Raw genomic sequence first — 24,195 nt, 5'->3', positions numbered from 1 at the left:
AGCGGACGAGTCGTACCACCGCACTGCTCAGGCCACGTCGGACGGCAACCCTGTTATCGCTCACAGTCGCGGCCGAGACTCCTAGCCGTTCACGAGCACCCGGTGGCCGGGCCACTCGCAGACGGCTGCGCCGGGTCCACGTCGGCGCGCACTCCGGCGACCAGGTCGGCGGTGGTGTGGGCCGCGATGCCGGGCTGCGCGGCGTCGGCGAACCGCTCGACGACCGCTCGGACGTGTCGCTCGGCGGGTGTGGCGAGGCCGTCGTAGACGGCCGCGAACAACTCCCGTGCCGGGCGCCTGAGCCAGTCCCGTGGAAGCAACTCCACGGGCAACTGCGGATCGAGGACGGGAAAACGCCGGAAGGTGTCCATCACCTCGGTACGGGCCCGCACCGCAGCGGCGCCGTCGATCTGCCCGGACCGCACCCCGGGCAGCAGCGGCGTCCACCGCCGGAGGAACCCGTCGTAGCTCCGACCGATCGCCTCGATGTCCCAGGCCTCGATCGGCGCGCGGTGAATGGCAGAGGCGAGCGCGCTCTGCCGCCCGCGAAACACCGTCACGGCCCCGAGGGTGAGCCGGTCGAGCTCGGCCCGAGCCGCGGATGTCAGCTCCTGCGGCGAGATCCACAAACCGTCGTACAGCGGCGCGTAACCGAGCCACCGGAGTTGCGCCCGCAGGGCCCGGCGCTGCGTACTGCGATCCTGCGGCAGCGAGAAGGCGACGATCGTCCAACACCCGTCCCACCGCGCCGTCGAGGTGGTGGAGGCGAGAATCCACTGCCCGCCGGCGGAGAGGTTGGCGGCGGCGGGGCGGCTGAGCCGGTAGGAGCTGCGCCGCCCCAGTCGGCTGCCCTCCAACACGCCGCGGCGGGCCAACCGACTGATCGCGGTCCGCGCTCCGGCCGTCGTCACGCCGGTCTCCCCGAGCAGCGCGACGACGGCCGCCGACGGGAGGGCGACCCGGGTCCGCAGCGTGTAGTCCGCCAACAGGGTCACCGCGACACCCTGGGGCGAGTTGCCGACCTGCCGGCGGGGCAGCCGGAGTGGCTGGTCTCCGTCGTCCGGATAGATCTCGTCGATGTCGAAAGGGCTTGCCACAGGCGCTCCGCGCTCCTCGGGGACGGCAAGACGACTGTAGACGAACGACCTGTAAATCGACCTTTCTCGATTGACACTTCCTGGCCCGGAGGGAACACTAACTGCCACGCGACGCCATTCGAAGCCGGGCTGGGCGAGCCACAGGTAGCGGGCATCGTGCGATCACCGCGGGAGTCGGGCACACCGCGACGGGATCGCACGGCCATTCCAGCCTGCACAGGAAATCGAAGGAGTCGTCCGTTGAGAATCAGAAGGAAACTGCTACTCGTCCTGGCCGCGTCACTGGTGGCGGCCGGCCTGGTGGCCCCCACGGTCGGGCCCGCGTACGCGGCGTCACTGACCGAGGTGACCAGCTTCGGTGACAACCCGGGCCGGATGCGCATGCACGTCTACGTGCCGGACAACCGCCCGACCCGGCCGGCGGTCGTGGTGGCAATGCACGGATGCGGCGGGTCCGGCCCCGGCTTCTACTCCGGGAGCGAGTTCGCCAGCCTCGCCGACCGCTACGGGTACATCGTGATCTACCCGTCCGCCACCCAGCAGGCCGGGTTCGGCAACTGCTTCGACGTCTGGTCGGACGCCGCGAAGCGACGTGGCGGCGGCAGCGACCCGGTGTCGATCGTCTCGATGGTCCGGTACGTGCAGCAGCAGTACGCGGCCGATCCGGAGCGGGTCTACGCCACCGGCAGCTCGTCCGGCGGCATGATGACAAACCACATGCTCGCCCTCTATCCCGACCTGTTCAAGGCCGGCGCCGCGTTCATGGGCGTGCCGTTCAACTGCTTCGCCAACGCGGCGGACTTCCCGCCCACCAGCAGCCAGTGCACCGGCGGAAACATGAACCGGACCCCGCAGCAGTGGGGCGACGCGGTCCGCCAGGCGTACCCCGGCCACTCCGGGCCCCGCCCGCGCGTGCAGCTGTGGCACGGCACCAACGACACGCTCGTGCCGTACTCGCTGTTGCAGGAGGCGATCGAGCAGTGGACCAACGTGTTCGGGCTGAGCCAGACACCCACCTCCACCGACACACCCCAGGCCAACTGGAACCGGCGCAGGTACGCCGACAGCGGCGGCACCGTCCAGGTCGAGGCCTACAGCATCCAGGGGGCCGGACACAGCCTGCCCTCCGGCGGCATGGCCGCGTCCGCCATCGCGTTCTTCGGGCTGACCGACCCCACGACGCCGCCCCCGACCACACCACCCCCCACCACGCCGCCGCCGACCACCCCGCCGCCGACCACCCCGCCGCCGACCACCCCGCCGCCGGCGTCCGGTGCCTGCCGGGTGACCGTCGACGTCAACGCCTGGAACACCGGGCTGACCGAGAACATCACCGTCACGAACACCGGCACCAGCGCCGTCAACGGCTGGTCCCTGGTCTTCACCCTGCCCGGTGGGCAGACCATCACCTCGGGCTGGAACGCCACCTACTCGCCAAGCTCGGGGCAGGTGACGGCCCGCAACGTCGCCTACAACGGCGGCATCCCCGCCAACGGCTCGGTGAGCTTCGGCTTCCAGGCCACCCACACCGGTAACAACGCCCGACCGTCCTCGTTCACCCTCAACGGCGCGTCCTGCACGGTCGCCTGAAACCGGGTCGACGTGCCCGCGAGCGTGCGCCGGTCACCCCGAGGTGGTGACCGGCGCACGACTCGTTCGGACGGCGCCAGGATCAGCGGTAACCGGCGGTCACCACGCTGGCCTGCACGGCGTTCTCGGTCGCGTCGGACGGATAGCCGGCGACCATCGCCCCCTCGTAGAAGGTGCCGGCGCTAAGGTTCGCGCCGCCATCGGGCTTGCAGCAGTCACCGCCACTGCCCAGGATGATCGCGCCCTGCTTCTTCATCGGGCTGTATCCCGGCGGGAGCGAGCCGTCGTACAGCGTGTAGAGGCTGCCGGCCTGCGCGTCGCTGCCCTTGATGGCGAACCGGGTCGTGCCGTTGTTCTTCAGCGTCGCGGTGACGAATTTGCTGGTGAACGCGCGTTGGTTCGGGTTCCAGGAGCTGCTGCCGCCCGGGAAGAGACCCCATTCGAGGTCGGCCTGCACCCAGGGTCCGCTGCCGGAGCAGCCGCCGAACCAGCACTGCTTGCCGAAGTTGATGGCGTCCATCGCCCCGGCGGCGTCGGCCTTCCTGGTCGTCTCGCTGTTGCCGTAGTCGAAGCAGCAGCCGCTGTTGACGTGGGTCCCGCTGGTCACCATGTACATGCCCTCGGGTGCCGCGCCGGTCGGCACGCCGGTGAGGTGCCCGTCGCGCCAGTAGCTGTTGCCGGGGTTGATGTAGAGCGAGTACGCCTTCGCGCCACCCACGGTCAGCGACTCCGTGGTCGCTGTCGCCGGCCTGCTCTGCGGGGAGCCCGGCACGACGCTCGAACCCTGGTACCAGAGGTCGTTGCCGCGCCCGGACTGGTCGAAGACGACAGTGATCACGCAGGTGGTGCCGGAGCAGAACGAGTCCTGCGTCGCCGCGTTGGCGGTGCCGCCGGTACCGGTGAGCCCGATGTTGCGGGTCGTGTTGTCCGACGAGCGTCGGACCTGGTAGAGGTTGCCGGCGTACGCCTCGAAGAGCGCCCGCGTGGTGCTGTGCGCCGCGATGCACGGGGTGCCGCCGGAGGCGTAGATGTCGCACGGACGCGCGCCGGTCGGCGGGTTGGTCGGCGGCGGGGTGGTGGTCGGCGAGGCCCACTGCTGGTTCGCGCCGCCGTTACAGGCCCAGAGGATGATTTTGGTGCCGTTCGCGGTGGCGGCGGCGTTGGCGTCGAGGCACAGCCCGGACTGCGCGCCGGTGATGGTGCCGTTGCTGTTGACGTTCCACTGTTGGTTGTTCTGGCCGTTGCAGTCCCAGATGATCACCTGGGTGCCGTTGGCGGTGCCGCGGCCGGAGGCGTCCAGGCACTTGTTGCCGTACGCCTGAATTTGCTTGGTGGACGTCCACGTCCAGGTCTGGCCGGCGGTGCCGTTGCAGTCCCAGAGTTGCGTCTGGGTGCCGTTGGCGGTGCTGGAGTTGGGCACTTCGAGGCAGCGGCCGGACGGCGTACCGACGATCGGGGTGCTCTGCCCCGGCGCGTTGGCGGCCGCCAACGGGGCGGCGGCGGCCTCGGCGATCGGCGACGGGGCACCGGGGGTGGCGCCGATGCCGACGAGAACGCCGACCAGCGCGCCCGCCAGGGCGGTCATCCGTCGGGCGCGATGACGTCTCGGGATGAGTTCACGGGCTTTTCCTGGCCCGGCGGGGGACGGGGTTCGCACGAGGTGGCTCCTCGGAGTCGTGGAAGCGCGGTGGGGGGTGTCGACGCGCCACGGGGGTGGTGGCGATGGCGAATCGATTCGCAGCGAATCGTATGACCTTTGTTTAATTCATGTCAATGAATGCGGTGGCGGGGTGGTGCGCTGGCCGTTGGGCGGACCGCCAGCGCACCACCTCCCCCGAGAGGCCTACCGCCCCAGGAGCCGCCACGTCTGGTTCAACGGGCTGCCCTGGTTGACCGCCCTGCAGGTCCACTGGTGCACCAGTGCGCCGGCCGCCGTGGAGACCGCGTTGACATCGACGCACTTGCCACTGTGCCGGGCGACGAGTTGGTAGTCGTGCGAGTCGTTGCCCGAGTAGGTCACCTTGCGCAGCGTGAACTGCTGGTTGAGGCTGTTCAGGCAGGTCCACTGGTGCACGGCCGCGCCATCGGCGGTGGAGACGCCGCTGACGTCGAGGCACTTGCCGCTCTGCTGGTTGACCACCGTGTAGGTGTTGGCCACGCCGGCGACCGGGTGGAAGTTCCAGAGCTGCTGGTCACCGCCGTCGCAGTAGTTCTGCTGTTGCACGTTACCGTCGGCGGTGCTCAGGCCGGCGTTGTTCAGGCACTGCTGGGAGTGTTGGGCCACCGCCACCGACTGGAAGCCACCGTCCGAGGGGGGCAGCAGCGTGACGGTGTACGTGTCGTTCTGGTTGGTGTACGGCACTGTCACCGTGGCGTTGTTGTTGGACACCCCGACCACGCTGTTCGAGACCGTGACCGGCCCCGCCACCGCACCGCCGCCGTTGTGCGGGATGCGTTGGGTGAGGACCCGGACCTGGTTGTTCTGCACGATGCCGCTGGTGGTGTCCAGGCGTTGCAGGTTGATGGTCAGGTTCCCGGTGGTACGACCAGCGCCGATGAGCACCTTCGCCACCCCGGCCGCCTTCGTGGCGTACGCGTCGTACGACTGGCTGGGGGTCACCGCGACGATCTCCCCGACCTGGGAGGCGTAGTAGCGGTAGTTCCACCACTCCCCCTTGGGCTGGTGCTGTCCGGCCGAGTTACGGATCAACAGGTTGCCGAGGTCGTTGTGCAGGCTGCCGCCGCTGGCCCAGTTCGCCCGCAGGCCGTCGGCCCGGGCCCGCTCCAGACGCGCGATGTACCAGGCGCCGTCGGCCGGGTTCTGCTCGTCGGGCGCGCCGTACTCGTTGATCTGGTACGGACGCGGGTGGGCGATGCCGCGCGGGTCGAGGGTGGCGTTGGCGGCGGCGACGTTCGCGACCGGGTCACCGGGCAGCGAGTGCCAGCTGATGATGTCCGGAACCGTGTTGGTCGAGCGGACGAAGTCCAGGTACTGGTTCCAGAAGGTGTGCGTGGTCGACGGTACGCAGGCGCAGCTCGGCCCGACGATGAGCTGGCTGGGGAACTCCGCCCGGATGCGCTGGTAGGTCCGCCGCCACAGTTCGAGGTACTGGGAGATCGGCCGGTTCCAGAAGATGGTGATGTTGGGTTCGTTCCAGATGTCCCACTGCACCGACAGGCCGGACGCCCGGACGTCGTTGATCAGGCGGGTCAGGAAGTTGTCGTAGTCGGTCCAGTTGCCGTTGTCACCGGGGAAGCGGGAGATTCCGGCGCCGTCGGCACCCCAGAGGTCGTGCGGCAGGATGATGAACTTCCCGCCGAGGGCGGTGGTCCGACGCGCCTGGGCGAGTGTGGAGTTCCAGCGGCGGTCGTAGGTTCCGCCGACCCAGCCACTGCCCGGGAGCTGGGCGCCGCCGGCGCGCATGTACTGGAACTTGACGTCCCGGTAGAAGTGGTCGGCCGGACCGCTGGCGTTCTCGGTCATGCCGTAGATCCAGCCGGAGGCGCGGTAGGTCGGCGCACCGTTGGTGGTGGCGAAGTTGACGCTGATCGACTCGTCGGCGGCCTGGGCGGGGGACGGGACGACGGTGACGGCGGCAGCGGCGGCGAGCAGGCCGACGACAAGTCGGGCCACGAACACGCGGGCTCGTCCTGACCTGCTGCGGGACGGGGTTTTCACGGGCGGCTCCTTGGTGGGGCGCGGGGGACGCTCTCCGGAGGGCAGCACTTGCGAATCGATTCGCACGGATCGTAGGACCGGGAACTGAACCATGTCAATGAAGTGACGGCGTGGTGACGTCCATGTTGCCCAGCGATCCTCCCGGCGCGAGCAACTGACCCTTGACCCCCGGGTATGGCCAGACCTATCTTCGGGCGAACCGATTCGTCGAATCGATTCGCCTCATGGTTGGACTGGTCCAACCCGCGACGATCAACCGACCCACCCCATCTGACGATCGATTTGAAGTGAGGCACCACATGACCGGACTCAGTCGTCGGCGGCGCCTGGCCGCCGTCGCCGTGATAGCTCTCGCCGCAGTGACGGGCAGCGCCTGCTCGTCGTCCGCCGACGGCCCCGCCGACGGTGGCTCCTACCTCGTCTGGGACCCGTATCCGCAGTTCGCCGACGACTCCGAGTGGGTAGCGCTGCTCAAGAAGTGCGGCAGCTCCGCGGGGGTGACTGTCGAGCGGACCGGCTACGACACCACCGACCTGACCAACAAGGCGCTGCTCGCCGCCCAGCAGGGAAACTCACCGGACGTGCTGATCGTGGACAACCCGGTCATCTCAACTCTGGCCGAAGCCGGTGCGCTCACCACCACCGACGACAACAAGCTGGACGTCTCGGCCATGGAGAAGAACCTGCTCGGCGCCGGCCAGAGCGACGGCAAGACCTACGGGGTGCCGATCGGGGCGAACACGCTCGCCCTCTACTACAACAAGGATCTGCTCACCGCCGCCGGCGTCGATCCCGCCGCCATCAAGGACTGGACCTCACTGACCGCGGCACTGACCAAGGTCAAGGCCAAGGGGAAGAAGGGCATCACCTTCTCCGCGATCGGCACCGAGGAGGGCAGCTTCCAGTTCCTGCCCTGGTTCTGGGGATCGGGTGCCCAACTGACCAGTCTGGACTCGCCGCAGGCGGTGTCCGCGCTGACCCTCTGGACCGACTGGCTCAAGCAGGGCCACGCCCCGAACTCCGTCATCAACAACACCCAGACCACGAGCTGGCAGGAGTTCGCCACCGGCGACTACGCGTTCGCCGAGAACGGCACCTGGCAACTGGCCAACGCGGAGAAGCTCGGCTTCTCGTACGGCACGATCGCGATCCCGGCCAGCGCGGGCGGCCCGGCCCCGGCGCCCACCGGCGGTGAGTTCGTCTCCATTCCGGTGCAGAAGAAGACCGGCCGGTACGAGACGTCGCAGAAGCTCGTCACCTGCCTGACCAACGCCGACAACCTCCTCACCACGGACACCACGCTCTCCTACGTCGCGCCCGTCGCCGCCGTACAGGAGCGACAGGCCACCGCGGACCCCAAGCTCAAGGTCTGGGTGGAGGCGGTCCGGGCAGCCAAGGGCCGCACCGGTGACAACCTCGGCACGAAGTACCCGAAGATCTCCGAAGCGCTGTGGACCGCTGTGCAGTCGGCCCTCAGCGGCGGAAAGTCGCCACAGGAGGCACTGGCCGCCGCGCAGACCGCCGCCTCGACCAGGTAAGCGATCCGAACCGACACCATGCCCTCCACGAAAGAGACCTCCACCGCCGTACGGGACCAGGGTGGGGCGGCGACCGCTGCCCCACCCGGGCCTCCCCCGTCCCGTGCCCGCCGGCTGAGCCGATGGTGGGCGTGGGGCTTCCTGGCACCCGTGACCATCTACCTGGCGGCCTTCTACGCCTACCCGCTCTACCGCAACGTCGAGTTGAGCCTGCGCGAGTACACCGTCCGCTCGTTCGTGCAGGGCGGGGCGCCCTTCGCCGGCCTCGACAACTACTGGACGGTCCTGACCGACCCGGCATTCGGGCCGACGCTGACGCACACACTGGTCTTCACCGCGGCCTCGCTCGCCTTCCAGTTCACCATCGGCATGGCCCTGGCCCTCTTCTTCCACCAGCACTTCCCGCTGTCGCGCACGCTGCGGGCGCTGATCCTCGTACCGTGGCTGCTGCCACTGATCGTCTCGGCGTCGACCTGGTCGTGGCTGCTCAACAGCGATTCGGGGCTGGTCAACGCGGCGCTCGGCGTCGTCGGGATCGACCCGGTCAACTGGCTCACCTCGCCGGGCTGGTCACTCACCTCGGTGATCATCGCGAACGTCTGGATCGGCATCCCGTTCAACCTGGTGGTGCTCTACAGCGGCCTACAGGCGATCCCGACCGAGATGTACGAGGCGTCCGCGCTCGACGGCGCGACGGGGTGGCAACGGTTCTGGGGGATCACCTTCCCGTTGCTGCGTCCCGTCTCCCTGATCACGCTGCTGCTGGGGCTGATCTACACGCTGAAGGTCTTCGACATCATCTGGATCATGACGAAGGGCGGCCCGACCGGCTCCTCGGCAACGCTCGCCACCTGGTCGTACCGGCTCGGCTTCGGCAACCTGCTGCCGGAGTTCGGCCCGGGCGCGGCCATCGGGAACCTGCTCATCGTGCTGGCTCTGATCGCCGGCCTCGTCTACATCCGGATCGAGCGGAGGCAGCAGCTGCGATGACCACCTCGACGCCTCGGGCCTGGTGGAAGACCGGCGTCGGCCTGGTGCTGACCGGGCTGATGCTCTTCCCCGTCTACTGGATGATCAATGTGTCCTTCACCCGGGACCAGGACATGCGGGCCAGTCCCCCGCACCTGTTCCCCACCAACGGCACCCTGGACGGCTACCGGGCGGTGCTCGACCAGCAACTGCCGTACCTCGGCACCAGCTTCCTGGTCGGCCTCGGCACTGTGGCGCTGACCGTGGCGCTTGCCGCGCCCGCCGGTTACGCGCTGGCGAAGCTCCGCCCACCGGGTGGCCCGGCGCTGAGTTTCCTGCTGCTGATCGCGCAGATGATCCCGGGGATCATCATGGCGATGGGCTTCTACGCCATCTACCTCACCCTCGGCGTCCTCAACACGCTGCCCGGCCTGATCCTGGCCGACACGACGCTCGCGGTGCCGTTCGCTGTCCTGATCTTCACGGCGTTCATGTCCGGGATCCCCGACGAACTGCTCCAGGCCGCCGTGGTCGACGGCGCCGGTCGGCTGCGGACCTTCTGGTCGGTCGTGCTGCCGGTCAGCCGCAACTCGATCGTCACGGTGTCGCTCTTCGCGTTCCTGTGGTCCTGGTCGGACTTCATCTTCGCCTCGACCCTGGCCGGCGGCGGCGACCACCAGCCGATCACCCTCGGCATCTACCACTACATCGGCAACAACAACCAGCAGTGGAACGCCATCATGGCCACCGCCGTCGTCGCCTCGATCCCCGCCGCCGTGCTGCTGATCCTGGCCCAGCGGTACGTCTCGATGGGTGTGACCGCCGGCGCCGTCAAGGACTGACCATCCGCGGCGGTCGAGGACTGACCACCCGCACCACAGAAAGGCACCCGCCACCCATGACCGTCGCCCCGTCCGGTCCGGAGTTCGGAATCCAGGACATCCCCTTCAGCTACCGCGGATCCTGGTTCAACATCTCCCCGGTGGTAGCCGAGAAGACGTACGCCGACGATCTGCACCTGGTCTCCCACCAGACCGGGCTGCACCCCGTACTGCGGCTCACCCCCACCGTCGCCGGCACCACAGTCGTCGCCACGCCCGCGCTGCTGACCTGGCGCAACGGAGCCGACCGGATCGAGGCCGTCTACGACGGGCCGGACACCCTGCGGATCCGTGGCCACCGGCTCGGCCTGCGGGTGGCCGCCGCCGCGCACACCCTCACCCCGTTCAGCGGGACCTACCTGTACGCCGATCCGGTCGACGGATCACACGTGTTCACCTCGTACGAGACCGGTCGCCGCTACCGCATCACGGTGCTCTCCGGCGCTCTGCTGCGGACCGACGGCGCGCAGACGCTCGGCACCGCCGACCGGTCCCTGGACCTTCGCGGCGACCAGCCCTGGGAGATCGCGATCGAGGAGTACGCCACCGCCCGCCGCCCATACGTCGGAGCCGTCACCTTCGAGCAGTTGTGCCGCGACCGGTTCGCGGAGTTCACCGCGTTCGTCGACGCGATCGCGCCCTGGCGCGGCCCGGAGACCCCGGCCGCCGAGCTGGCCGCGTACGTCCTGTGGTCGGCCACTGTCGCCCCGGCGGGCTTCGTCAGCCGGCCGGCCGTCCTGATGTCCAAGCACTGGATGGACAAGGTGTGGAGCTGGGACCACTGCTTCAACGCGATCGCCCTGGCGGCCGGCGAGCCGGAGCTGGCCTGGCACCAGTTCCAGTTGCCCTTCGACCACCAGGACGAGGCCGGCGCCCTCCCCGACTCGGTCACCCACTCCGAGGTGCTGCACAACTACGTCAAGCCCCCCATCCACGGATGGGCCCTCCGGCACCTGCGCCGACGCCTTCCCCAGCCGCCGGATCGGGCGGCGCTGGCGCAGACGTACGACCGGCTCACCCGCTGGACCGGGTTCTGGCTCGACGCGCGACGCGCCCCCGGCCACGACCTGCCGCACTACCAGCACGGCAACGACAGCGGCTGGGACAACGCCACCACCTTCGACGAGAACCGGGTCCTCGAGACGGCTGACCTCGCCGCGTTCCTGGTCTCGCAGCTTCGCTGCCTCGCCGACCTCGCCACCGAGCTGGGTGAGCCCGCCACCCGCTGGTCCCGGGAGGCCGACCGGATCCATCGGGCCATGCTGCGCGACCTGTGGGACGGTGAACGCTTCTGCGCCCGGGACCCCCACACCGGGCACCGGCGCGCGAGCCGCAGCCTGCTCGACCTGATGCCCGTCGCGCTCGGGGCCGATCTGCCGGCCCCGGTCGCCGCCGCGCTGGCGCGCGGCATCGAAAGCCACCTGACCACGCACGGGCTGGCCACCGAGCCGACGGACTCGGCCCACTACCTCGCCGACGGCTACTGGCGTGGCCCGATCTGGGCGCCCTCCACCGTCCTGGTCGAGGACGGCCTGCGCCGGGCCGGGCAGACCAGGATCGCCGACGACATCAGTCGGCGGTTCCTCGCGCTGTGCGAGAAGTCCGGCTTCGCGGAGAACTTCGACGCCGAGACCGGCACCGGGCTGCGGGACCGCGCCTACACCTGGACCGCCAGCAGCTATCTCATCCTCGCCGCCGCCCAGGAGGAACGGCGGGTCTGGGGCGGGTAGTCCTGTCGGATCAGCGGCCCCGGACCGGGCCGGTGCTGGAACGCAACGAGATGGGCGGGCTGTAAAGGCGGTGTCGCGGCACGGCGCCGGGAGCCGCGATGATCTCCAGAAGCAGCGACACCGCCTCGGCCCCCATCTCGACCATCGGCACGTCGGCGGCGGTCAGCGGCGGGCGGAAATCCTCCGCCCAGTGCTGCGCGGCGACTCCGGTGACGGAGAAGTCGCGTGGCACAGACAGCCCGGCGCCGGTCAACGCGCGCTGCATTCCGGGCAGTGCGGCCTCGTTGATGGTGGCCACCGCCGTGACCTCCGGGTGCGTCGCGAGCAGCTGCTCCATACACGCCTCGCCGGAGGCGGTGTCGTCGCCGCTGCAGACCTCCACGCCGGTCAACCCCCGCTCCGCCGCCGCCGCACGAAAGCCGGTCAGCGCGCGATGGCTGGGGCCGTACCCGGCGGCCACCAACTCGGCGGACCGGTTCACGAGTGCCACGTGCCGGTGCCCCAGGTCGGCCAGGTGCTGCACGCACCGGGCGATCAGCCCGGCGTAGTCGATGTCGATCCAGCTCATTCCGTGCGGTTCGGCGGTCCGGCCGATGGTGACGAACGGCAGCCCGGCCTTGGTCAGCCGGGTCACCCGGTCGTCCGCCAACCGGATCTCCATGAGGACCACGCCGTCCACCCGACGCCCGGTGACGATCCGCTCGAACGACCGGTCATGGTCGCCACCGGAGGGGGACAGCAGCACGTCGAGGTCGTGGCGGGCGGCGGCCTCGACGACGCTGGCGACGAAGCCCAGCTGCATGTCGGTCAACCGCTGGCTCGCGGGCGGGATGACCAGCCCGAGGGTGCGGGTGCGCCCCTCCTTGAGAGCACGGGCGCTGGCGTTCGGCCGGTAGTCCAACTCGTCGATGACCGACTGGATCCGTTGCCGGGTCGCCTCCGACACGCTGCGTTTTCCGCTGAGCACGTAGGAGACGGTGCTGCGGGACACCCCCGCCCGGCGAGCGATCTCCCCGATGTTCATCAATCGCCCTCGAATCGATTTTTGCCCCGACACGGGGACGCACCTTGCTCCGCCGACCAGCATATCCGTCCTCAGGCTCATCGATCGATGACCAACGCGTTCCAACTAGCGCCAATAGATGGACGACCATTAATGTCACAGGTATGACGTGTGACGTCAAATTCCATCGCCGCACCCCACCCCCACCACGCACCCGAAAGGATCCGATGAACGTGAAGAGAAAACTGGGTCGCCTGACGGCCGCCGCCGGGACCCTGTTCGTCCTCGTCGTCGGCGCTGGCGCCTATGTGGTCTCGGACGCCCCGGGCGTCGCCCACGCCGCCGGCACGGGCCCGTGTGACATCTACGCCTCCGGCGGCACACCGTGCGTGGCCGCCCACAGCACCACCCGCGCGCTGTACGGCGCGTACAACGGCCCGCTCTACCAGGTCCGACGGTCGTCGGACAACACCACCCGTGACGTCGGTGTGCTCAGTGAGGGCGGCTACGCCAACGCCGCCACCCAGGACACGTTCTGCGCCAACACCAACTGCGTCATCACGATCATCTACGACCAGTCCGGCCGCAACAACCGTCTCACCCAGGCGCCCCCCGGCTACTTCGTCGGCCCCGCTCCCGGCGGATTCGACAACCTCGCCGACGCGAAGGCGGCACCGGTCACCGTCGGGGGCCAGAAGGCGTACGGCGTCTACATCGCCCCCGGCACCGGCTACCGCAACAACAACACCAACGGTGTCGCGACCGGCGACCAGCCCGAGGGCATCTACGCGGTCGTCGACGGCACGCACTACAACCAGTGGTGCTGCTTCGACTACGGCAACGCGCAGACCAACAACCTCGCCGACGAACGCGCCATCATGGAGACCGTCTACTTCGGCGCCAACAAGCAGTGGGGCTACGGGGCGGGAGCCGGCCCCTGGATCATGGCCGATCTGGAGTGGGGGCTGTTCTCCGGAGTCAACGCGGGCTACAACAACATCGCGTCGATCAACCACCGCTTCGTCACCGCCATGGTCAAGGGCGAACCGAACCACTGGGCGATCCGGGGCGGCAACGCCCAGTCGGGCAGCCTGACGACCTACTTCGACGGGCCACGCCCCAACGGCTACCGCCCGATGAAGAAGGAAGGCGCCATCCTGCTCGGCATCGGCGGTGACAACAGCATCACCGGTCGCGGCACCTTCTTCGAGGGTGTGTTGACGTCCGGCTACCCGACGGCGGCCACCGAGAACGCCGTCCAGGCCAACATCAACGCCGCCGCCTACGCGCCGGCCGGCGGCGGCAACCCGCAACAGAACGTCCAGGTCGTGGGTGCCCAGTCCAGCCGCTGCATCGACGTACCGAACGGCAGCACCACCAACGGCACCCAGGTCCAACTCTGGGACTGCACCGGCAACACCGCGCAGCGCTGGACCTACACGGCCGGCAAACAACTCCAGGTGTACGGCAACAAGTGCCTCGACGCCTCCGGTCAGGGCGCCACCAACGGCACCCAGGCCATCATCTGGGACTGCCACGGCGGCACCAACCAACAGTGGAACCTCAACTCCAACGGCACCATCACCGGAGTCCAGTCCGGGCTCTGCCTCGACGCCAACGGCGCCGCCACCGCCAACGGCACCAAGCTCATCCTCTGGGCCTGCAACGGCGGCACCAACCAGCGGTGGTCCACCCGCAGCTGACCCACCGCAGGACCGGTCGTCGTGCCGCCCCCTCAGCGCCGCCGGGGGCGGCGCGATCGTGAGTTCTTGTCGTCGCCCCACCGGCCCTTGTTGCTCGGCAGTTCCTCGGTCGCACTCATGGTGGGGCAGAGGCCAAGGACTCAGCCTTCCAGGTAGGCGAGGACCGCCAGGATGCGGCGGTTATCGTCCTCGGAGGGCATGAGACCGAGCTTGGTGAAGATGTTGTTGCTGTGTTTGCTCACGGTTTTCTCGGTGACGAACATCCGGGCGGCGATCGCGGCGTTCGAGCGGCCCTCGGCCATCAGGGTGAGGACCTCATGCTCGCGTGGGCTCAGCTCCAGGAGCTTAGGGTCGGTGGAGCGGTGGGTGAGTAGCGCACTCACCACGTCGGGGTCCATAACGGTGCTGCCGGTAGCGACCTGCCGGACACTGGCGACGAATTGGTCGACGTCCGTAACCCGGTCCTTCAACAGGTAGCCCACCGCGCCCGCGCGATCCGACATCAGCTCCCTGGCGTAGATCTGCTCGACATACTGCGACAGCACCATGATGGGCAGCCCTGGAATCTGACGGCGGGCCTCGATCGCGGAACGCAGCCCCTCGTCGGTGAAGGTCGGCGGCAACCGCACGTCGACGATGGCCACGTCGGGGCGGTGCGTCGTCAGCGACCGGATCAGCGCGGGGCCGTTGTCAACGGCTTCCACGACCTCGAATGAATTGGCCCGCAGGATCCTGATCAGGCCCTCGCGGAGCAGGGCGAGGTCCTCCGCTATCACGATACGCACGGCAGCGACATCCTCACCTCGGTAGGTCCGCCCGGCGGGCTGTCAACGGTCAGCGTGCCGTCGAAGGCCGCCAGGCGACGGACGATGCCACGCAGGCCCGTGCCGGAATCGATCGAAGCACCGCCACGGCCGTCGTCGGACACCAGCATCGTCAGTTCCCCGGCAGCGCCGCCCCGGTGGGGTGCGAACTCGACGGTGATCCGGATCTGCTGGGCCTGGGCGTGCTTGATGGCGTTCGACAAGGCCTCGGCGACGGCGAAGTAGGCCGCGGACTCGATCGGGGCCGGCAGCCGTCCGGGTAGGCGGGTCACCACAGTGGTCGGAATCGGATTGAGCAGGGCCAAGGCCTTGAGTGCGCCGTCCAGGCCACGGTCGGCCAGTACCGGCGGATGGATGCCTCGTACCAGGTCGCGCAGCTCGGTGAGGGCGCTGGAGGTCGACTCGCGGGCCTCGGCCAGCAACTGCTGGGCGGCCTGCGGATCGTTGGGCAGTAACTGTTCGGCCAAGCCCAGGCTCATACCCAGCGACACCAGCCGGGCCTGCGCGCCGTCGTGCAGGTCGCGTTCGATTCGGCGCAGTTCACCGGCCTGGGTGTCGACGGTCTCAGCTCGCGAGGTCGCCAACTGTTGGACGCGGGCCCGCAGGCGCGCCTGTTCGGTGGGGCCGAGCAGAGCGCGGATCACCCGAGCGTTGAGGTTCGCGAGGCGCACCGCAGTGACGTACCAGAGCAGAAGGATAACCAGACCGAGCGGTACCAGCCCGAACGACTGCGCGACGCTGTGCAGCCGGAAGCCCTCCCCCATCGGAGTGCGGAATACCTGAGAAGGCGTCAGCTGATAGATGAGCGGATAGGCCAGGTAGACGACTCCGAAGACGAAGAACAGCAGCGACAGTCCGCAACTCAACCAAATGGTGATCGAGTTGACCACCAACCAGATCCAGTCCCGCCACGTCGCCGGGTCGCGCAGGATCGTCCAGAGCCGCACCGGCCACCCGGCGTCCGGCGTCGGCTGATAGGGCCGGGCGGGCACGGGTTCACCGAGCCGGTCGGCGGCCCACTGGCGATGCAGGTCGGCAAACCAGCGCACCAGTACGGTCGCGAGCAGGGTCAGCGGGATTCCGGCGCCAAGCGCGGCGACCGATATCGAGGTGATCCAGAGTGTGGCCAGCACGGCACCTAGGACCGCGCCCGACAGCAGCACCAGCGACCAGCCCAGCAGGCTCATCCGCTGGGCCAGCGCGGAGCGCGGAATCGGACCGCTGCGAGCGACGCGACCCGCCCCGGAGCCCTCCCGCGAGGGCGAGGAGCCGCCGGACAGGGCGGTTCCGCTGTCATCGGTCATCTCACTCCATCATTGCGCATCGTGCCGAACCATCGGGCTGGTGACTCATGTTGGCCGGCGATCCGCACTTCCCCACGATGGGTGTCCCCCACGTCGCGTGGGATCCACCGACCATGGTGTCCGTCCGTGGTCCACGGAGGCTCGCATCGCCGATCGACGGCTCGATCGATCGACACCCGCACACACGCTACCCATCGCGCAAGCACTCCCGGCCCGCTCCCCGAATCTCGACCGGTGAGGTCGTCTACGCAGACTGGTTGACCGAGAACGCCGGGGCAGCACCGGTCAACCAGGCTCGCCGGTCGGCCTTTACTTGACGGTGGCGGTCATCTGTTCGATTTCCGTGAGCACCAGGGCGGGCTTGTCCTGGGGAACGTCGTGCGAGCTTCCCTCGGCGATGACGAGTGTGCGGTCGGGCCCCGCCTTGGTGAATGCTGCTGCCGCGTCGCGCCAGGCCTGAGCGTCCTGAGGAGATCCATCGAAGGGTGTCTTGTCCGACACGATATAGATGACGGGAACGCCGTCGGGCCAGGAGACCTTGTGGTACGCCTGGTGCGTGGGACCGAAGTTGTCGGCCGTGGCGATGAGCTGGCGGTTCGCCTTCGTCGACGGCGCCTTCTTGAGCTCTTCGATCTGTGGCGTGGTTAGCGCGACGAGGCGTTGGGTCTGGGTGTCGGTGAAGAATCGCGGCACGTTGGCATCGATGAGCACCGCCCCGGAGACAACGCCGGGGTTCGCGAGGACGAAGTAGTGGGCCACCTCTCCTGCCTGCGAGTGGCCCGCGAGGACCACGTTCTGGGTGACGCCGAGTTCACGCAGACCGGCCTGCAGGTCGGAGGCGGCGGCCTTGGGGTCCCATGGGCCCTTCACCTCCTCGCTGGCGCCCAGACCGGCCCGGTCGTAGGTGATGATCTGCGATCCGGTGGCCTGCGACAGCTGCGGCACCAGGGCATCCCAGTACGAGGAGTCCTCGCCACCGCCGGCGTCCAGCACGATGGTGGGAGAACTTCCGGGCGTGACGTGGAAGGCAAGCTGATGCCCGTTGTTGGCGATCATATGCAAGCCCGCTGCGGGGGCCGCACTTGCCGGGCCGGCCGCGCTTGTCGAGGTCGAGGGAACCGCGGCTACCGAACTGGCCGCGGGCGCGGCCTTCGGCGTCGCCGAGTCATCACACCCGGCGGCTGCCGCTATCACGGCGACGGGAAGGACGAGGGCCAGGGCGGCCCGATGGAACCGGGAGATCTTCTGCGTGGTCATGGAAATGAGCTTCCACGGTTTCTGGATCTTGCTCGATCCTGCTACCTCCCAGTCGGATTGGGAGTTACCCCTACCCCTCGCCAGGGGCAAATCAGAACCCGTGAGGCAGGTGCCCGGTCCGGGTCGGGCGCACCAGCGCCCGCCGGTACCGCTCAAAACCGCATCCGTCCTGGTCAAGATGACCGACGGTCACCGACCCAGCCACCAGCACCGATGAACGGGACGGCAATCAGCACGATCGCCCCGAGCGCAGGCTCCGGTGGCCGCTCGGCGAGCGTGTGGGTGCGGTGCCACGAACGGGCGATCGCCCGCCGCCCGGGCCGGGTAGGTTTCGGAGCTGGGCGGAAAGCGGGGGTCGCATGGTAAAGGGTTGGCACGGCTGGCTCGGCACGTTCAACGGCGTCGTCCTCATCACGGCGATCGTCCTGCCGTTGGCCGCCCTTGCGGTGTGGGCCCTGGCGCGCCGCCGACGTGCCACCGGCGCCACGTCGGCCTGGCGGACGTCGCTGGCCGACGTCGGCATCGTCTACGGCACGGTCCCCTGGGTCTGGATGATCATGTTGCCGGGTGAGCAGGCCGGCACCGTTTCCGGCCGGGTGACACTGGTGCCGCTGCGCGACCTGCTCACGATCTTCTCCGACGGGGGTCCGGTGACGGCGACGTTCCAAGTCGTCGGCAACCTGCTCGTCTTCGCGGCCCTGGGGTTCTTCGCCCCGCTGCGGTTCCCGGCGCTGGCATCGGTGCCTCGGATCCTGGCGCTCGCGGCTGGCTGCTCGGTCCTGGTCGAGACCGCGCAGTACGTCCTGCGGCTGGACCGGGTGTCGTCCGTGGACGACGTCCTGCTCAACGCCGCAGGCGCCGGGCTGGCGGCGCTGGCGTCCCGTCGCTGGTGGCGCGACACACCCGACACGTCCACTGATCGTCGACCTCAGCCGGCCCCGGCAGCGGGACGCTGAGCGTCGGAGGGGGGAGCTAGCATCCGCTCGTGATCGAGGAATTGATCAGGAGAGCGGCAGACGAGGACGACGACGCGATCGAGGAGTTGAGCGAGATCGCCGCTGCCGATCCAGAGAGGCTGTCGGCGTACCACGGGGCTCTGCTCGACCTCGACCTGCTGTGGCCGGCGACGTTGTACCGGGCGGCGGGCACCGACGTGGTCGGCCGGGTCATCGAGCAGGTCGACGGCGGGCGGACGCCGGACCGACTCAACCATCTACTCCTCATCCTGGCCCACAGCGCTCACCCGCTTGCCGAGGCTGCCCTGCGTCGCTGGTCGACGCGCCCACCAGCCGGCGCGGACGACCTGCATGTGAGGGTGCCGAGCTACGCGGCCGAGGGCGGTTGGACGATCGGCCCGGACGGCAACCGACGGGACCTGTGCGCTGACGTCGCATACCGGTGGGTTATGCGGGACGCGCCAGCGCCCGCGGACCGCACCGCCTGCCCCTGGTGCGCGTCCCCGCTCTGGATCGCCGCCGACCTCGACACCACCGAGCCCGCCATCGGCGCCGCGCTGGCCCACACCGGCTGGTCCGGCCGCCTGGTCGTCAAGACCTGCAACTTCTGCGCCTGCTACACGACGTTGTACAGCCGGGTCACGCCGGACGGCGCCACCACCTGGTGGGCCGACAACACCCGGCCGAGCTACCTGGGCGACGGTGGGGGACCGGAAGACCCGCCCACCCAACTCCCGGTTGCGGGGCCTGCGCTGGCGAGCCCGTACCAGGCCAGCGCCTGGAACCAGGGCGGCTCCACCCTGGGCGGCCGACCGGACTGGATCCAGGACGCCGAGCACGCCGACTGCCCCGGGTGCGGGGAGCCGATGGACTACGTGGGTCTGCTCGGGGGCGCGGACCTGGACGAGTTCGGCGAGGGCGCCTACTACCTGCACGTGCACCAGCCGTGCGGGTTCGCCGCGGTGAACTACCAACAGAGTTGACGTCCGATCAGGTGGACGGCTCAGCCAGCCGCTCCAGCCGCGCCAGACCATCCCAGCCGCGCTCGCGCATCAGATCCAGCAGTCGCTGCACCCGCGGGTCCGCCTCGACGGCCAGCGCGTCCAGCAGGTCGAACGGTAGATCGTCCTGCGCCACCTCACCGAGGTCGATCTCGCCAGAGTGGTATGCCTGCTCGGCGAGGCTGGCCAGAATGTCGGCGGCCTCCACCAGACGCGCGTCGTCGCCGGTGTCGCTCTCGAAGATCTCCGACAGGATCCGGTAGAGCCGAATGAGCTGCGGGTCGTCGAGCTGCGCGATCTTGCCGGGCATCCATTCGCGGACGCGATCGGGCCAGCGAGCCGACATCAGGATCCAACTGTCCCGCTCACCCGCCACCACCCGCTCGGAGACGCCAATGTCCCGAAGCCGGTCGAGGTAGGTGGTCACCTCTGGTGCGAGCGCCAGACGATCCCCGGCGGCGAGTTGCGCGATCTGCTTCCGGCTGGCCTCCAGTCGTACGATCTCGTCGCCCAGTTGCCTGTCGATCTCCTCGACCGCGACCGCGAAGGTCGACGCGTCGGCCTCCAGCATCTGACCGATCTGGGAGAGCGGCACGCCGGCGTTGGCAAGAATCCGGATCCTGATGAGGGACACCACCGCCCCCGCGCTGTACCGCCGGTAGCCCGAGGCGTCCCGCTCGGGCTCCGGCAGCAGGCCGATCTGGTGGTAGTGCCGCACCGCCCGCACGGTGACGCCGGCGTACGCCGCGAGTTGGCTGATCGTCAGCATGCCCTGATCCTGCCCCTACCCTGCCCAGCCCTGGCCGACATCGGGTCAGGAGATCTTGCGGCGGTAGGTAAGTGTGGCGAACAGGTAGGCCACCACGAGGATGCCGACGCACCAGGCGAGGGCGGTCCAGATGCCCGATCCGACCGGCTCCTGCGCGAAGAGGTCTCGGATCGCGTTGACGATGGCGGTCACCGGCTGGTGTTCGGCGAAGGCGCGCACCGGGCCGGGCATCGACGCGGTGGGCACGAAGGCCGAGCTGACGAACGGCAGGAAGACCAGGGGGTACGAGAAGGCGCTCGCGCCGTCCACGGACTTTGCAGTGAGGCCGGGGATGATGGCGATCCAGGTCAGCGCCAGGGTGAACAGCACCAGGATGCCGGCGACGGCGAGCCACCCCAGCACGCTCGTGCCGGTGCGGAAGCCCATGAGCAGTGCGACGAGGACGACGACGACCAGCGAGACCAGGTTGGCGACCAGCGAGGTCAGCACGTGCGCCCAGAGCACCGAGGATCGTGCGATGGGCATGGACTGGAACCGTTCGAAGATGCCGCCCTGCATGTCCAGGAAGAGCCGGAAGGCGGTGTACGAGATGCCCGAGGCGATCGTGATGAGCAGGATGCCGGGGAGCAGATAGTTCACGTACGAGTCGGTGCCGGTCTCGATCGCGCCGCCGAAGACGTAGACGAACAGCAGCATGAAGGCGATCGGCATGACCGCTGTCGTGATGATGGTGTCCGGGCTGCGGGCGATGTGGCGCAGCGAGCGCCCCAGCAGGACCGCCGTGTCGCCGAGGAAGTGCCTGTTCATCGCTGTTCCTTCTCCGTCTTGGCGCCAACGAGGGTGAGGAAGACGTCCTCGAGGGTGGGCTGCTTCTCGACGTACTCGATCTCGGCGGGTGGCAGGAGCTGCTTGAGCTCGTCGAGGGTGCCGTTCACGATGATCCGTCCCTCATGGAGGATCGCGATCCGATCGGCGAGTTGTTCGGCCTCGTCGAGGTACTGGGTGGTGAGCAGCACCGTCGTGCCGCCACGGGCGAGTTCCTTGATCGCCTGCCACACCTCGATGCGCGCCTCCGGGTCCAGCCCGGTCGTCGGCTCGTCGAGGAAGATGACCGGCGGGTCCCCGATCAGGCTCATCGCGATGTCGAGACGGCGACGCATGCCGCCGGAGTACGTCCGCACCCTCCGAGCGCCCGCCTCGGTCAGGGAGAAGCGCCTCAGCAGGTCGTCCGCGATCGCACCAGGCTCCTTGAGGTGCCGCAGCCGGGCGACCAGGACCAGATTCTCCCGCCCGGTGAGGATCTCGTCGACCGCCGCGAACTGCCCGGTGAGACTGATCGACTGCCGTACGTCGACGGCCTGGGTCGCCACGTCGAAGCCGGCGACCCGGGCCGTCCCGCCGTCGGCCCTGAGGAGCGTGGCCAGGATCCTCACCAGTGTGGTCTTGCCGGCACCGTTGGAGCCGAGCAGGGCGAAGATGCTGCCCCGCGCGACGTCGATGTCGACGCCGCGCAGCACCTTCAGCTGCTTGAACGACTTCTCCAGGCCGTGCACGTGGATCGCGGGTTGCTCGGCCTGAGCTGTTGGGTGCGAATTGCTCATGGCGGCAGCATGGAGGGTTGACGCAGCGTCAAGGTCAAGCCGACCGGCTCGGCGACGCGTGCGCGACCCTGACTCTTCACTCCGATGTCACCGCCCGCTCCCACGGGTGACGTGTCGCTGTCCGCCCGAAGGAGTTGGCTGCCAGTCGTCGCACTACGTCTTGACCAGGAGTTGATCCACGTGCCTTCCTCTCGTCGTACCTTCCTCGCCAGTGGCGCCGCCGCCGGCGTCGGTCTTGCCGTCGCGGGCGGCCTGCCGTCCCTGGCCCAGGCCAGCCCGGCCCGGCCGCACCCGCCGGTGAAGCCCGGTAACGTGCCCTTCCCGCCGCTCGTGGACGACCCCAAGGGAATCCTGGCCCTGCCCAAGGGCTTCAGCTACACCGTGATCACCCGGACCGGCGTCACCCGGCTCGACCGCGGCCAGGGCACCACCCCGTCGGACCACGACGGCATGGCCGTCTACGACGCCGGCCACGGCCGGTACACCCTGATCCAGAACCACGAGATCGACCCGGGCGCCGAGTTCGGCGTGCCGCACGTCAAGGGAACGGTCTACGACGCGGGCGCCGTCGACGCCGGCGGTTGCACCGTGATCAAGACCGACCTCTCGGGCCGCAACCTGGGTGAGTTCGTGGCGCTCTCCGGCACCATCTCCAACTGCGCCGGCGGACCGACCCCCTGGGGCACCTGGCTCACCTGCGAGGAGACCGAGGACCGGGCCGGCGACACGTGGGAAGAGGGCAACCGGTCCGGCGTCTACCAGAAGGACCACGGCTACGTCTTCGAGGTGTGGGCCGACGGCAGCGCCGACCCGAAGCCGATCAAGTGCCTGGGCCGCTACTCCCACGAGGCCCTGGCCGTCGACAAGGACCGCACCCGGATCTACCTCTCGGAGGACGCCGACGAGCCCAACGGCCTCTTCTACCGCTGGACGGCGCCACACGGCGTCAAGCTGGGCCCCGGCGTGCTCACCCGCCTCGCACCGAACGCCGGCGTCCTCGCCGCGATGCAGATCATCATGGATGACGGTTCGGTGCTGCCGGACGTCGCCTACCTGACCTCCGCCCAGCTGGGTCGCCCCTTCCCGGTCCGCTGGATCGAGGTGCCGGACCGCGACGCGCGCACCAAGTCGGTACGCGAGCAGTTCGCCGACGGCCAGGTCACCCGCGGACGCAAGTTCGAGGGCGTGTGGGCCACCGACGAGGGCGTGTACGTGGTCAACTCGTACGCCTGGGACGAGGGTGACCTGCCGGCGGACGCGGCGCCGCACGACGGAATGGTCTGGTTCTACAACTACAGGAACCAGACCATCCAGCTGGTGACGTACTTCCCGCACCAGACCGCCTCCGAGGAGGGTTCGCCGGTCAAGTACACCGACCTCACCTTCGACGGCCCGGACAACGTGACAGTCACCCCGTGGGGAAGCCTCGTGCTCGCCGAGGACGGCTCGGGCGCCTCGCACGTGCTCAGCACGATCCCGGGCGGACCCACCTACGCGATCGCCCGCAACCAGCTCAACGACTCGGAGTTCTGCGGGCCGACCTTCAGCGCCGACGGCAAGGTGCTCTTCGTCAACATGCAGGACCCGGGCCTCACCCTGGCCATCACCGGTCCGTGGGAGAAGTACCTGGGCTGAGCAAGCCCACACGTCGGGGGCCAGGCGAACTCGCCTGGCCCCCGTCAGGTTCGGCCGCGCTCAGGAGATGCGCGGCAGGCGGCACTAGTCGAGACAGAACTCGTTGCCCTCGACGTCCTGCATGTTGAGGCACGACTCGTTCTCGCCGTCGGCGAGCAACAACTGCCCGCGTACCGCGCCGAGCGGGATCAGCCGCGCGCATTCGGCCTCAAGGGCGGCCAGTCGCTCTTCGCCCACGAGCCCGGTCACGACCCGCACGTCGAGGTGCACCCGGTTCTTGACGACCTTGCCCTCGGGCACCCGCTGGAAGTACAGCCGCGGACCCACCCCCGACGGGTCGCTGCACGCGAACCACGAACCCTGCTCGAAATTGGCATCGTCCCAGGTGGCGAGCCCTTCCGGGGGTGGCGGCGGGACGTACCCCAGCACCTCACACCAGAAACGACCGACGCGCACAGGCTCGGCGCAGTCGAATGTCACTTGTACCTGCTTGACCGACATCCGCTCACCTTATGAGTCGCGCTGCCGCCGCTGTCCTCGTACCCCGGGCGCTAGAACAGGCCCTAGGCCGTGTCTTCAAAGGTTCACAACCATTGGAGTAGCGCAGCGATAGTGACTGTGGCCTGGAACGAGGTCGCGGTCTTGTCGTAACGCGTCG

The 24,195-nt window shown here is 69.0% G+C and carries 20 protein-coding genes; 9 read left to right on the top strand and 11 right to left on the bottom strand.

What is annotated here, in order from left to right:
* Positions 1 to 89: 89 nt before the first annotated feature.
* Positions 90 to 1,097, bottom strand: coding sequence for a PaaX family transcriptional regulator C-terminal domain-containing protein (locus tag FB453_RS33560; RefSeq protein WP_145796770.1), 1,008 nt, complete (start codon positions 1,095 to 1,097; stop codon positions 90 to 92).
* 240 nt (positions 1,098 to 1,337) lie between these two features.
* Between FB453_RS33560 and FB453_RS33555 the strand changes: the two genes are divergently transcribed.
* Complete coding sequence (locus tag FB453_RS33555; RefSeq protein ID WP_145796769.1) at positions 1,338 to 2,687, top strand: extracellular catalytic domain type 1 short-chain-length polyhydroxyalkanoate depolymerase; 1,350 nt, start codon at positions 1,338 to 1,340, stop codon at positions 2,685 to 2,687.
* An 82-nt stretch (positions 2,688 to 2,769) separates the two neighbouring features.
* Here the strand turns inward: FB453_RS33555 and FB453_RS33550 are convergent, their stop codons facing one another.
* Positions 2,770 to 4,272, bottom strand: coding sequence for an arabinofuranosidase catalytic domain-containing protein (locus FB453_RS33550; protein WP_145796767.1), 1,503 nt, complete (start codon positions 4,270 to 4,272; stop codon positions 2,770 to 2,772).
* A gap of 258 nt (positions 4,273 to 4,530) precedes the next feature.
* A complete protein-coding gene (locus FB453_RS33545) occupies positions 4,531 to 6,366 on the bottom strand; it encodes an RICIN domain-containing protein (RefSeq protein ID WP_145796765.1) in 1,836 nt (611 codons plus the stop codon).
* 299 nt (positions 6,367 to 6,665) lie between these two features.
* On the opposite strand from FB453_RS33545, the gene FB453_RS33540 reads away from it, so the two are divergent.
* From FB453_RS33540 to FB453_RS33525, 4 genes are all read left to right on the top strand, one after another.
* A complete protein-coding gene (locus tag FB453_RS33540; protein WP_145796762.1) occupies positions 6,666 to 7,904 on the top strand; it encodes an extracellular solute-binding protein in 1,239 nt (412 codons plus the stop codon).
* Between the two features lie 150 nt (positions 7,905 to 8,054).
* Complete coding sequence (locus FB453_RS33535; protein ID WP_486480590.1) at positions 8,055 to 8,894, top strand: carbohydrate ABC transporter permease; 840 nt, start codon at positions 8,055 to 8,057, stop codon at positions 8,892 to 8,894.
* A complete protein-coding gene (locus FB453_RS33530; RefSeq protein WP_112585225.1) occupies positions 8,891 to 9,715 on the top strand; it encodes a carbohydrate ABC transporter permease in 825 nt (274 codons plus the stop codon). Before FB453_RS33535 ends, FB453_RS33530 begins: the two co-directional genes overlap by 4 nt.
* A 56-nt stretch (positions 9,716 to 9,771) precedes the next feature.
* Complete coding sequence (locus FB453_RS33525) at positions 9,772 to 11,484, top strand: MGH1-like glycoside hydrolase domain-containing protein (RefSeq protein ID WP_145796757.1); 1,713 nt, start codon at positions 9,772 to 9,774, stop codon at positions 11,482 to 11,484.
* A gap of 10 nt (positions 11,485 to 11,494) precedes the next feature.
* Here the strand turns inward: FB453_RS33525 and FB453_RS33520 are convergent, their stop codons facing one another.
* The gene (locus FB453_RS33520; protein ID WP_091401000.1) at positions 11,495 to 12,508 is read right to left on the bottom strand and encodes a LacI family DNA-binding transcriptional regulator; all 1,014 of its coding nucleotides are present in this window, start codon (positions 12,506 to 12,508) and stop codon (positions 11,495 to 11,497) included.
* 206 nt (positions 12,509 to 12,714) lie between these two features.
* Here FB453_RS33520 and FB453_RS33515 point away from each other — a divergent pair, with 206 nt between their 5' ends.
* Positions 12,715 to 14,190 (top strand): arabinofuranosidase catalytic domain-containing protein, encoded by a 1,476-nt coding sequence (locus tag FB453_RS33515; protein WP_145796755.1) that lies wholly within the window; start codon positions 12,715 to 12,717, stop codon positions 14,188 to 14,190.
* Between the two features lie 140 nt (positions 14,191 to 14,330).
* Here the strand turns inward: FB453_RS33515 and FB453_RS33510 are convergent, their stop codons facing one another.
* From FB453_RS33510 to FB453_RS33500, 3 genes are all read right to left on the bottom strand, one after another.
* Positions 14,331 to 14,975 carry a response regulator transcription factor gene (locus FB453_RS33510; RefSeq protein ID WP_145796753.1) on the bottom strand — a complete coding sequence of 215 codons (645 nt, stop codon included), beginning with the start codon at positions 14,973 to 14,975 and terminating at the stop codon, positions 14,331 to 14,333.
* Entirely contained in the window at positions 14,963 to 16,201 is a 1,239-nt protein-coding gene (locus FB453_RS33505; RefSeq protein ID WP_186718710.1) for a sensor histidine kinase, read from the bottom strand. Before FB453_RS33505 ends, FB453_RS33510 begins: the two co-directional genes overlap by 13 nt.
* Before the next feature lie 426 nt (positions 16,202 to 16,627).
* Positions 16,628 to 17,575, bottom strand: a complete 948-nt coding sequence (locus FB453_RS33500; RefSeq protein ID WP_145796749.1) for an alpha/beta fold hydrolase — start codon at positions 17,573 to 17,575, stop codon at positions 16,628 to 16,630.
* 359 nt (positions 17,576 to 17,934) lie between these two features.
* Between FB453_RS33500 and FB453_RS33490 the strand changes: the two genes are divergently transcribed.
* Both FB453_RS33490 and FB453_RS33485 read left to right on the top strand, forming a co-directional pair.
* Positions 17,935 to 18,531: a VanZ family protein gene (locus FB453_RS33490; RefSeq protein WP_145796746.1), complete on the top strand. Its 597-nt coding sequence runs from the start codon at positions 17,935 to 17,937 to the stop codon at positions 18,529 to 18,531.
* A 29-nt stretch (positions 18,532 to 18,560) separates the two neighbouring features.
* On the top strand, positions 18,561 to 19,514 hold the full coding sequence (locus tag FB453_RS33485) for a hypothetical protein (protein WP_145796744.1): 954 nt from the start codon (positions 18,561 to 18,563) through the stop codon (positions 19,512 to 19,514).
* Between the two features lie 7 nt (positions 19,515 to 19,521).
* Here FB453_RS33485 and FB453_RS33480 read toward each other — a convergent pair whose 3' ends face one another.
* From FB453_RS33480 to FB453_RS33470, 3 genes are read right to left on the bottom strand one after another with little or no spacing between them, the layout of a single operon-like run.
* On the bottom strand, positions 19,522 to 20,301 hold the full coding sequence (locus tag FB453_RS33480) for a MerR family transcriptional regulator (RefSeq protein WP_145796742.1): 780 nt from the start codon (positions 20,299 to 20,301) through the stop codon (positions 19,522 to 19,524).
* Between the two features lie 45 nt (positions 20,302 to 20,346).
* Positions 20,347 to 21,108, bottom strand: coding sequence for an ABC transporter permease (locus tag FB453_RS33475; protein WP_145796740.1), 762 nt, complete (start codon positions 21,106 to 21,108; stop codon positions 20,347 to 20,349).
* Positions 21,105 to 21,902 (bottom strand): ATP-binding cassette domain-containing protein, encoded by a 798-nt coding sequence (locus FB453_RS33470; protein ID WP_145796738.1) that lies wholly within the window; start codon positions 21,900 to 21,902, stop codon positions 21,105 to 21,107. The genes FB453_RS33475 and FB453_RS33470 overlap by 4 nt, the downstream gene beginning before the upstream one ends.
* A gap of 180 nt (positions 21,903 to 22,082) precedes the next feature.
* On the opposite strand from FB453_RS33470, the gene FB453_RS33465 reads away from it, so the two are divergent.
* Positions 22,083 to 23,537: an alkaline phosphatase PhoX gene (locus tag FB453_RS33465; protein WP_145796736.1), complete on the top strand. Its 1,455-nt coding sequence runs from the start codon at positions 22,083 to 22,085 to the stop codon at positions 23,535 to 23,537.
* Between the two features lie 84 nt (positions 23,538 to 23,621).
* Here FB453_RS33465 and FB453_RS33460 read toward each other — a convergent pair whose 3' ends face one another.
* Complete coding sequence (locus tag FB453_RS33460) at positions 23,622 to 24,038, bottom strand: VOC family protein (RefSeq protein ID WP_145796733.1); 417 nt, start codon at positions 24,036 to 24,038, stop codon at positions 23,622 to 23,624.
* Positions 24,039 to 24,195 lie beyond the last annotated feature (157 nt).

The organism is Micromonospora sp. CNZ322, from assembly GCF_007827755.1.
The sequence above is the reverse complement of the archived record's forward strand: the minus strand, read 5'-3'. Positions and strand labels throughout refer to the sequence as shown.

Excerpts from the sequence above, each read along its gene's own strand:
- FB453_RS33550 (WP_145796767.1), bottom strand. The coding sequence starts at position 4,272 with ATGACCGCCCTGGCGGGCGCGCTGGTCGGCGTTCTCGTCGGCATCGGC.
- FB453_RS33540 (WP_145796762.1), top strand. The coding sequence starts at position 6,666 with ATGACCGGACTCAGTCGTCGGCGGCGCCTGGCCGCCGTCGCCGTGATA.
- FB453_RS33530 (WP_112585225.1), top strand. The coding sequence starts at position 8,891 with ATGACCACCTCGACGCCTCGGGCCTGGTGGAAGACCGGCGTCGGCCTG.
- FB453_RS33525 (WP_145796757.1), top strand. The coding sequence starts at position 9,772 with ATGACCGTCGCCCCGTCCGGTCCGGAGTTCGGAATCCAGGACATCCCC.
- FB453_RS33520 (WP_091401000.1), bottom strand. The coding sequence starts at position 12,508 with ATGAACATCGGGGAGATCGCTCGCCGGGCGGGGGTGTCCCGCAGCACC.
- FB453_RS33515 (WP_145796755.1), top strand. The coding sequence starts at position 12,715 with ATGAACGTGAAGAGAAAACTGGGTCGCCTGACGGCCGCCGCCGGGACC.
- FB453_RS33505 (WP_186718710.1), bottom strand. The coding sequence starts at position 16,201 with ATGAGCCTGCTGGGCTGGTCGCTGGTGCTGCTGTCGGGCGCGGTCCTA.
- FB453_RS33500 (WP_145796749.1), bottom strand. The coding sequence starts at position 17,575 with ATGACCACGCAGAAGATCTCCCGGTTCCATCGGGCCGCCCTGGCCCTC.
- FB453_RS33490 (WP_145796746.1), top strand. The coding sequence starts at position 17,935 with ATGGTAAAGGGTTGGCACGGCTGGCTCGGCACGTTCAACGGCGTCGTC.
- FB453_RS33480 (WP_145796742.1), bottom strand. The coding sequence starts at position 20,301 with ATGCTGACGATCAGCCAACTCGCGGCGTACGCCGGCGTCACCGTGCGG.
- FB453_RS33475 (WP_145796740.1), bottom strand. The coding sequence starts at position 21,108 with ATGAACAGGCACTTCCTCGGCGACACGGCGGTCCTGCTGGGGCGCTCG.
- FB453_RS33470 (WP_145796738.1), bottom strand. The coding sequence starts at position 21,902 with ATGAGCAATTCGCACCCAACAGCTCAGGCCGAGCAACCCGCGATCCAC.
- FB453_RS33460 (WP_145796733.1), bottom strand. The coding sequence starts at position 24,038 with ATGTCGGTCAAGCAGGTACAAGTGACATTCGACTGCGCCGAGCCTGTG.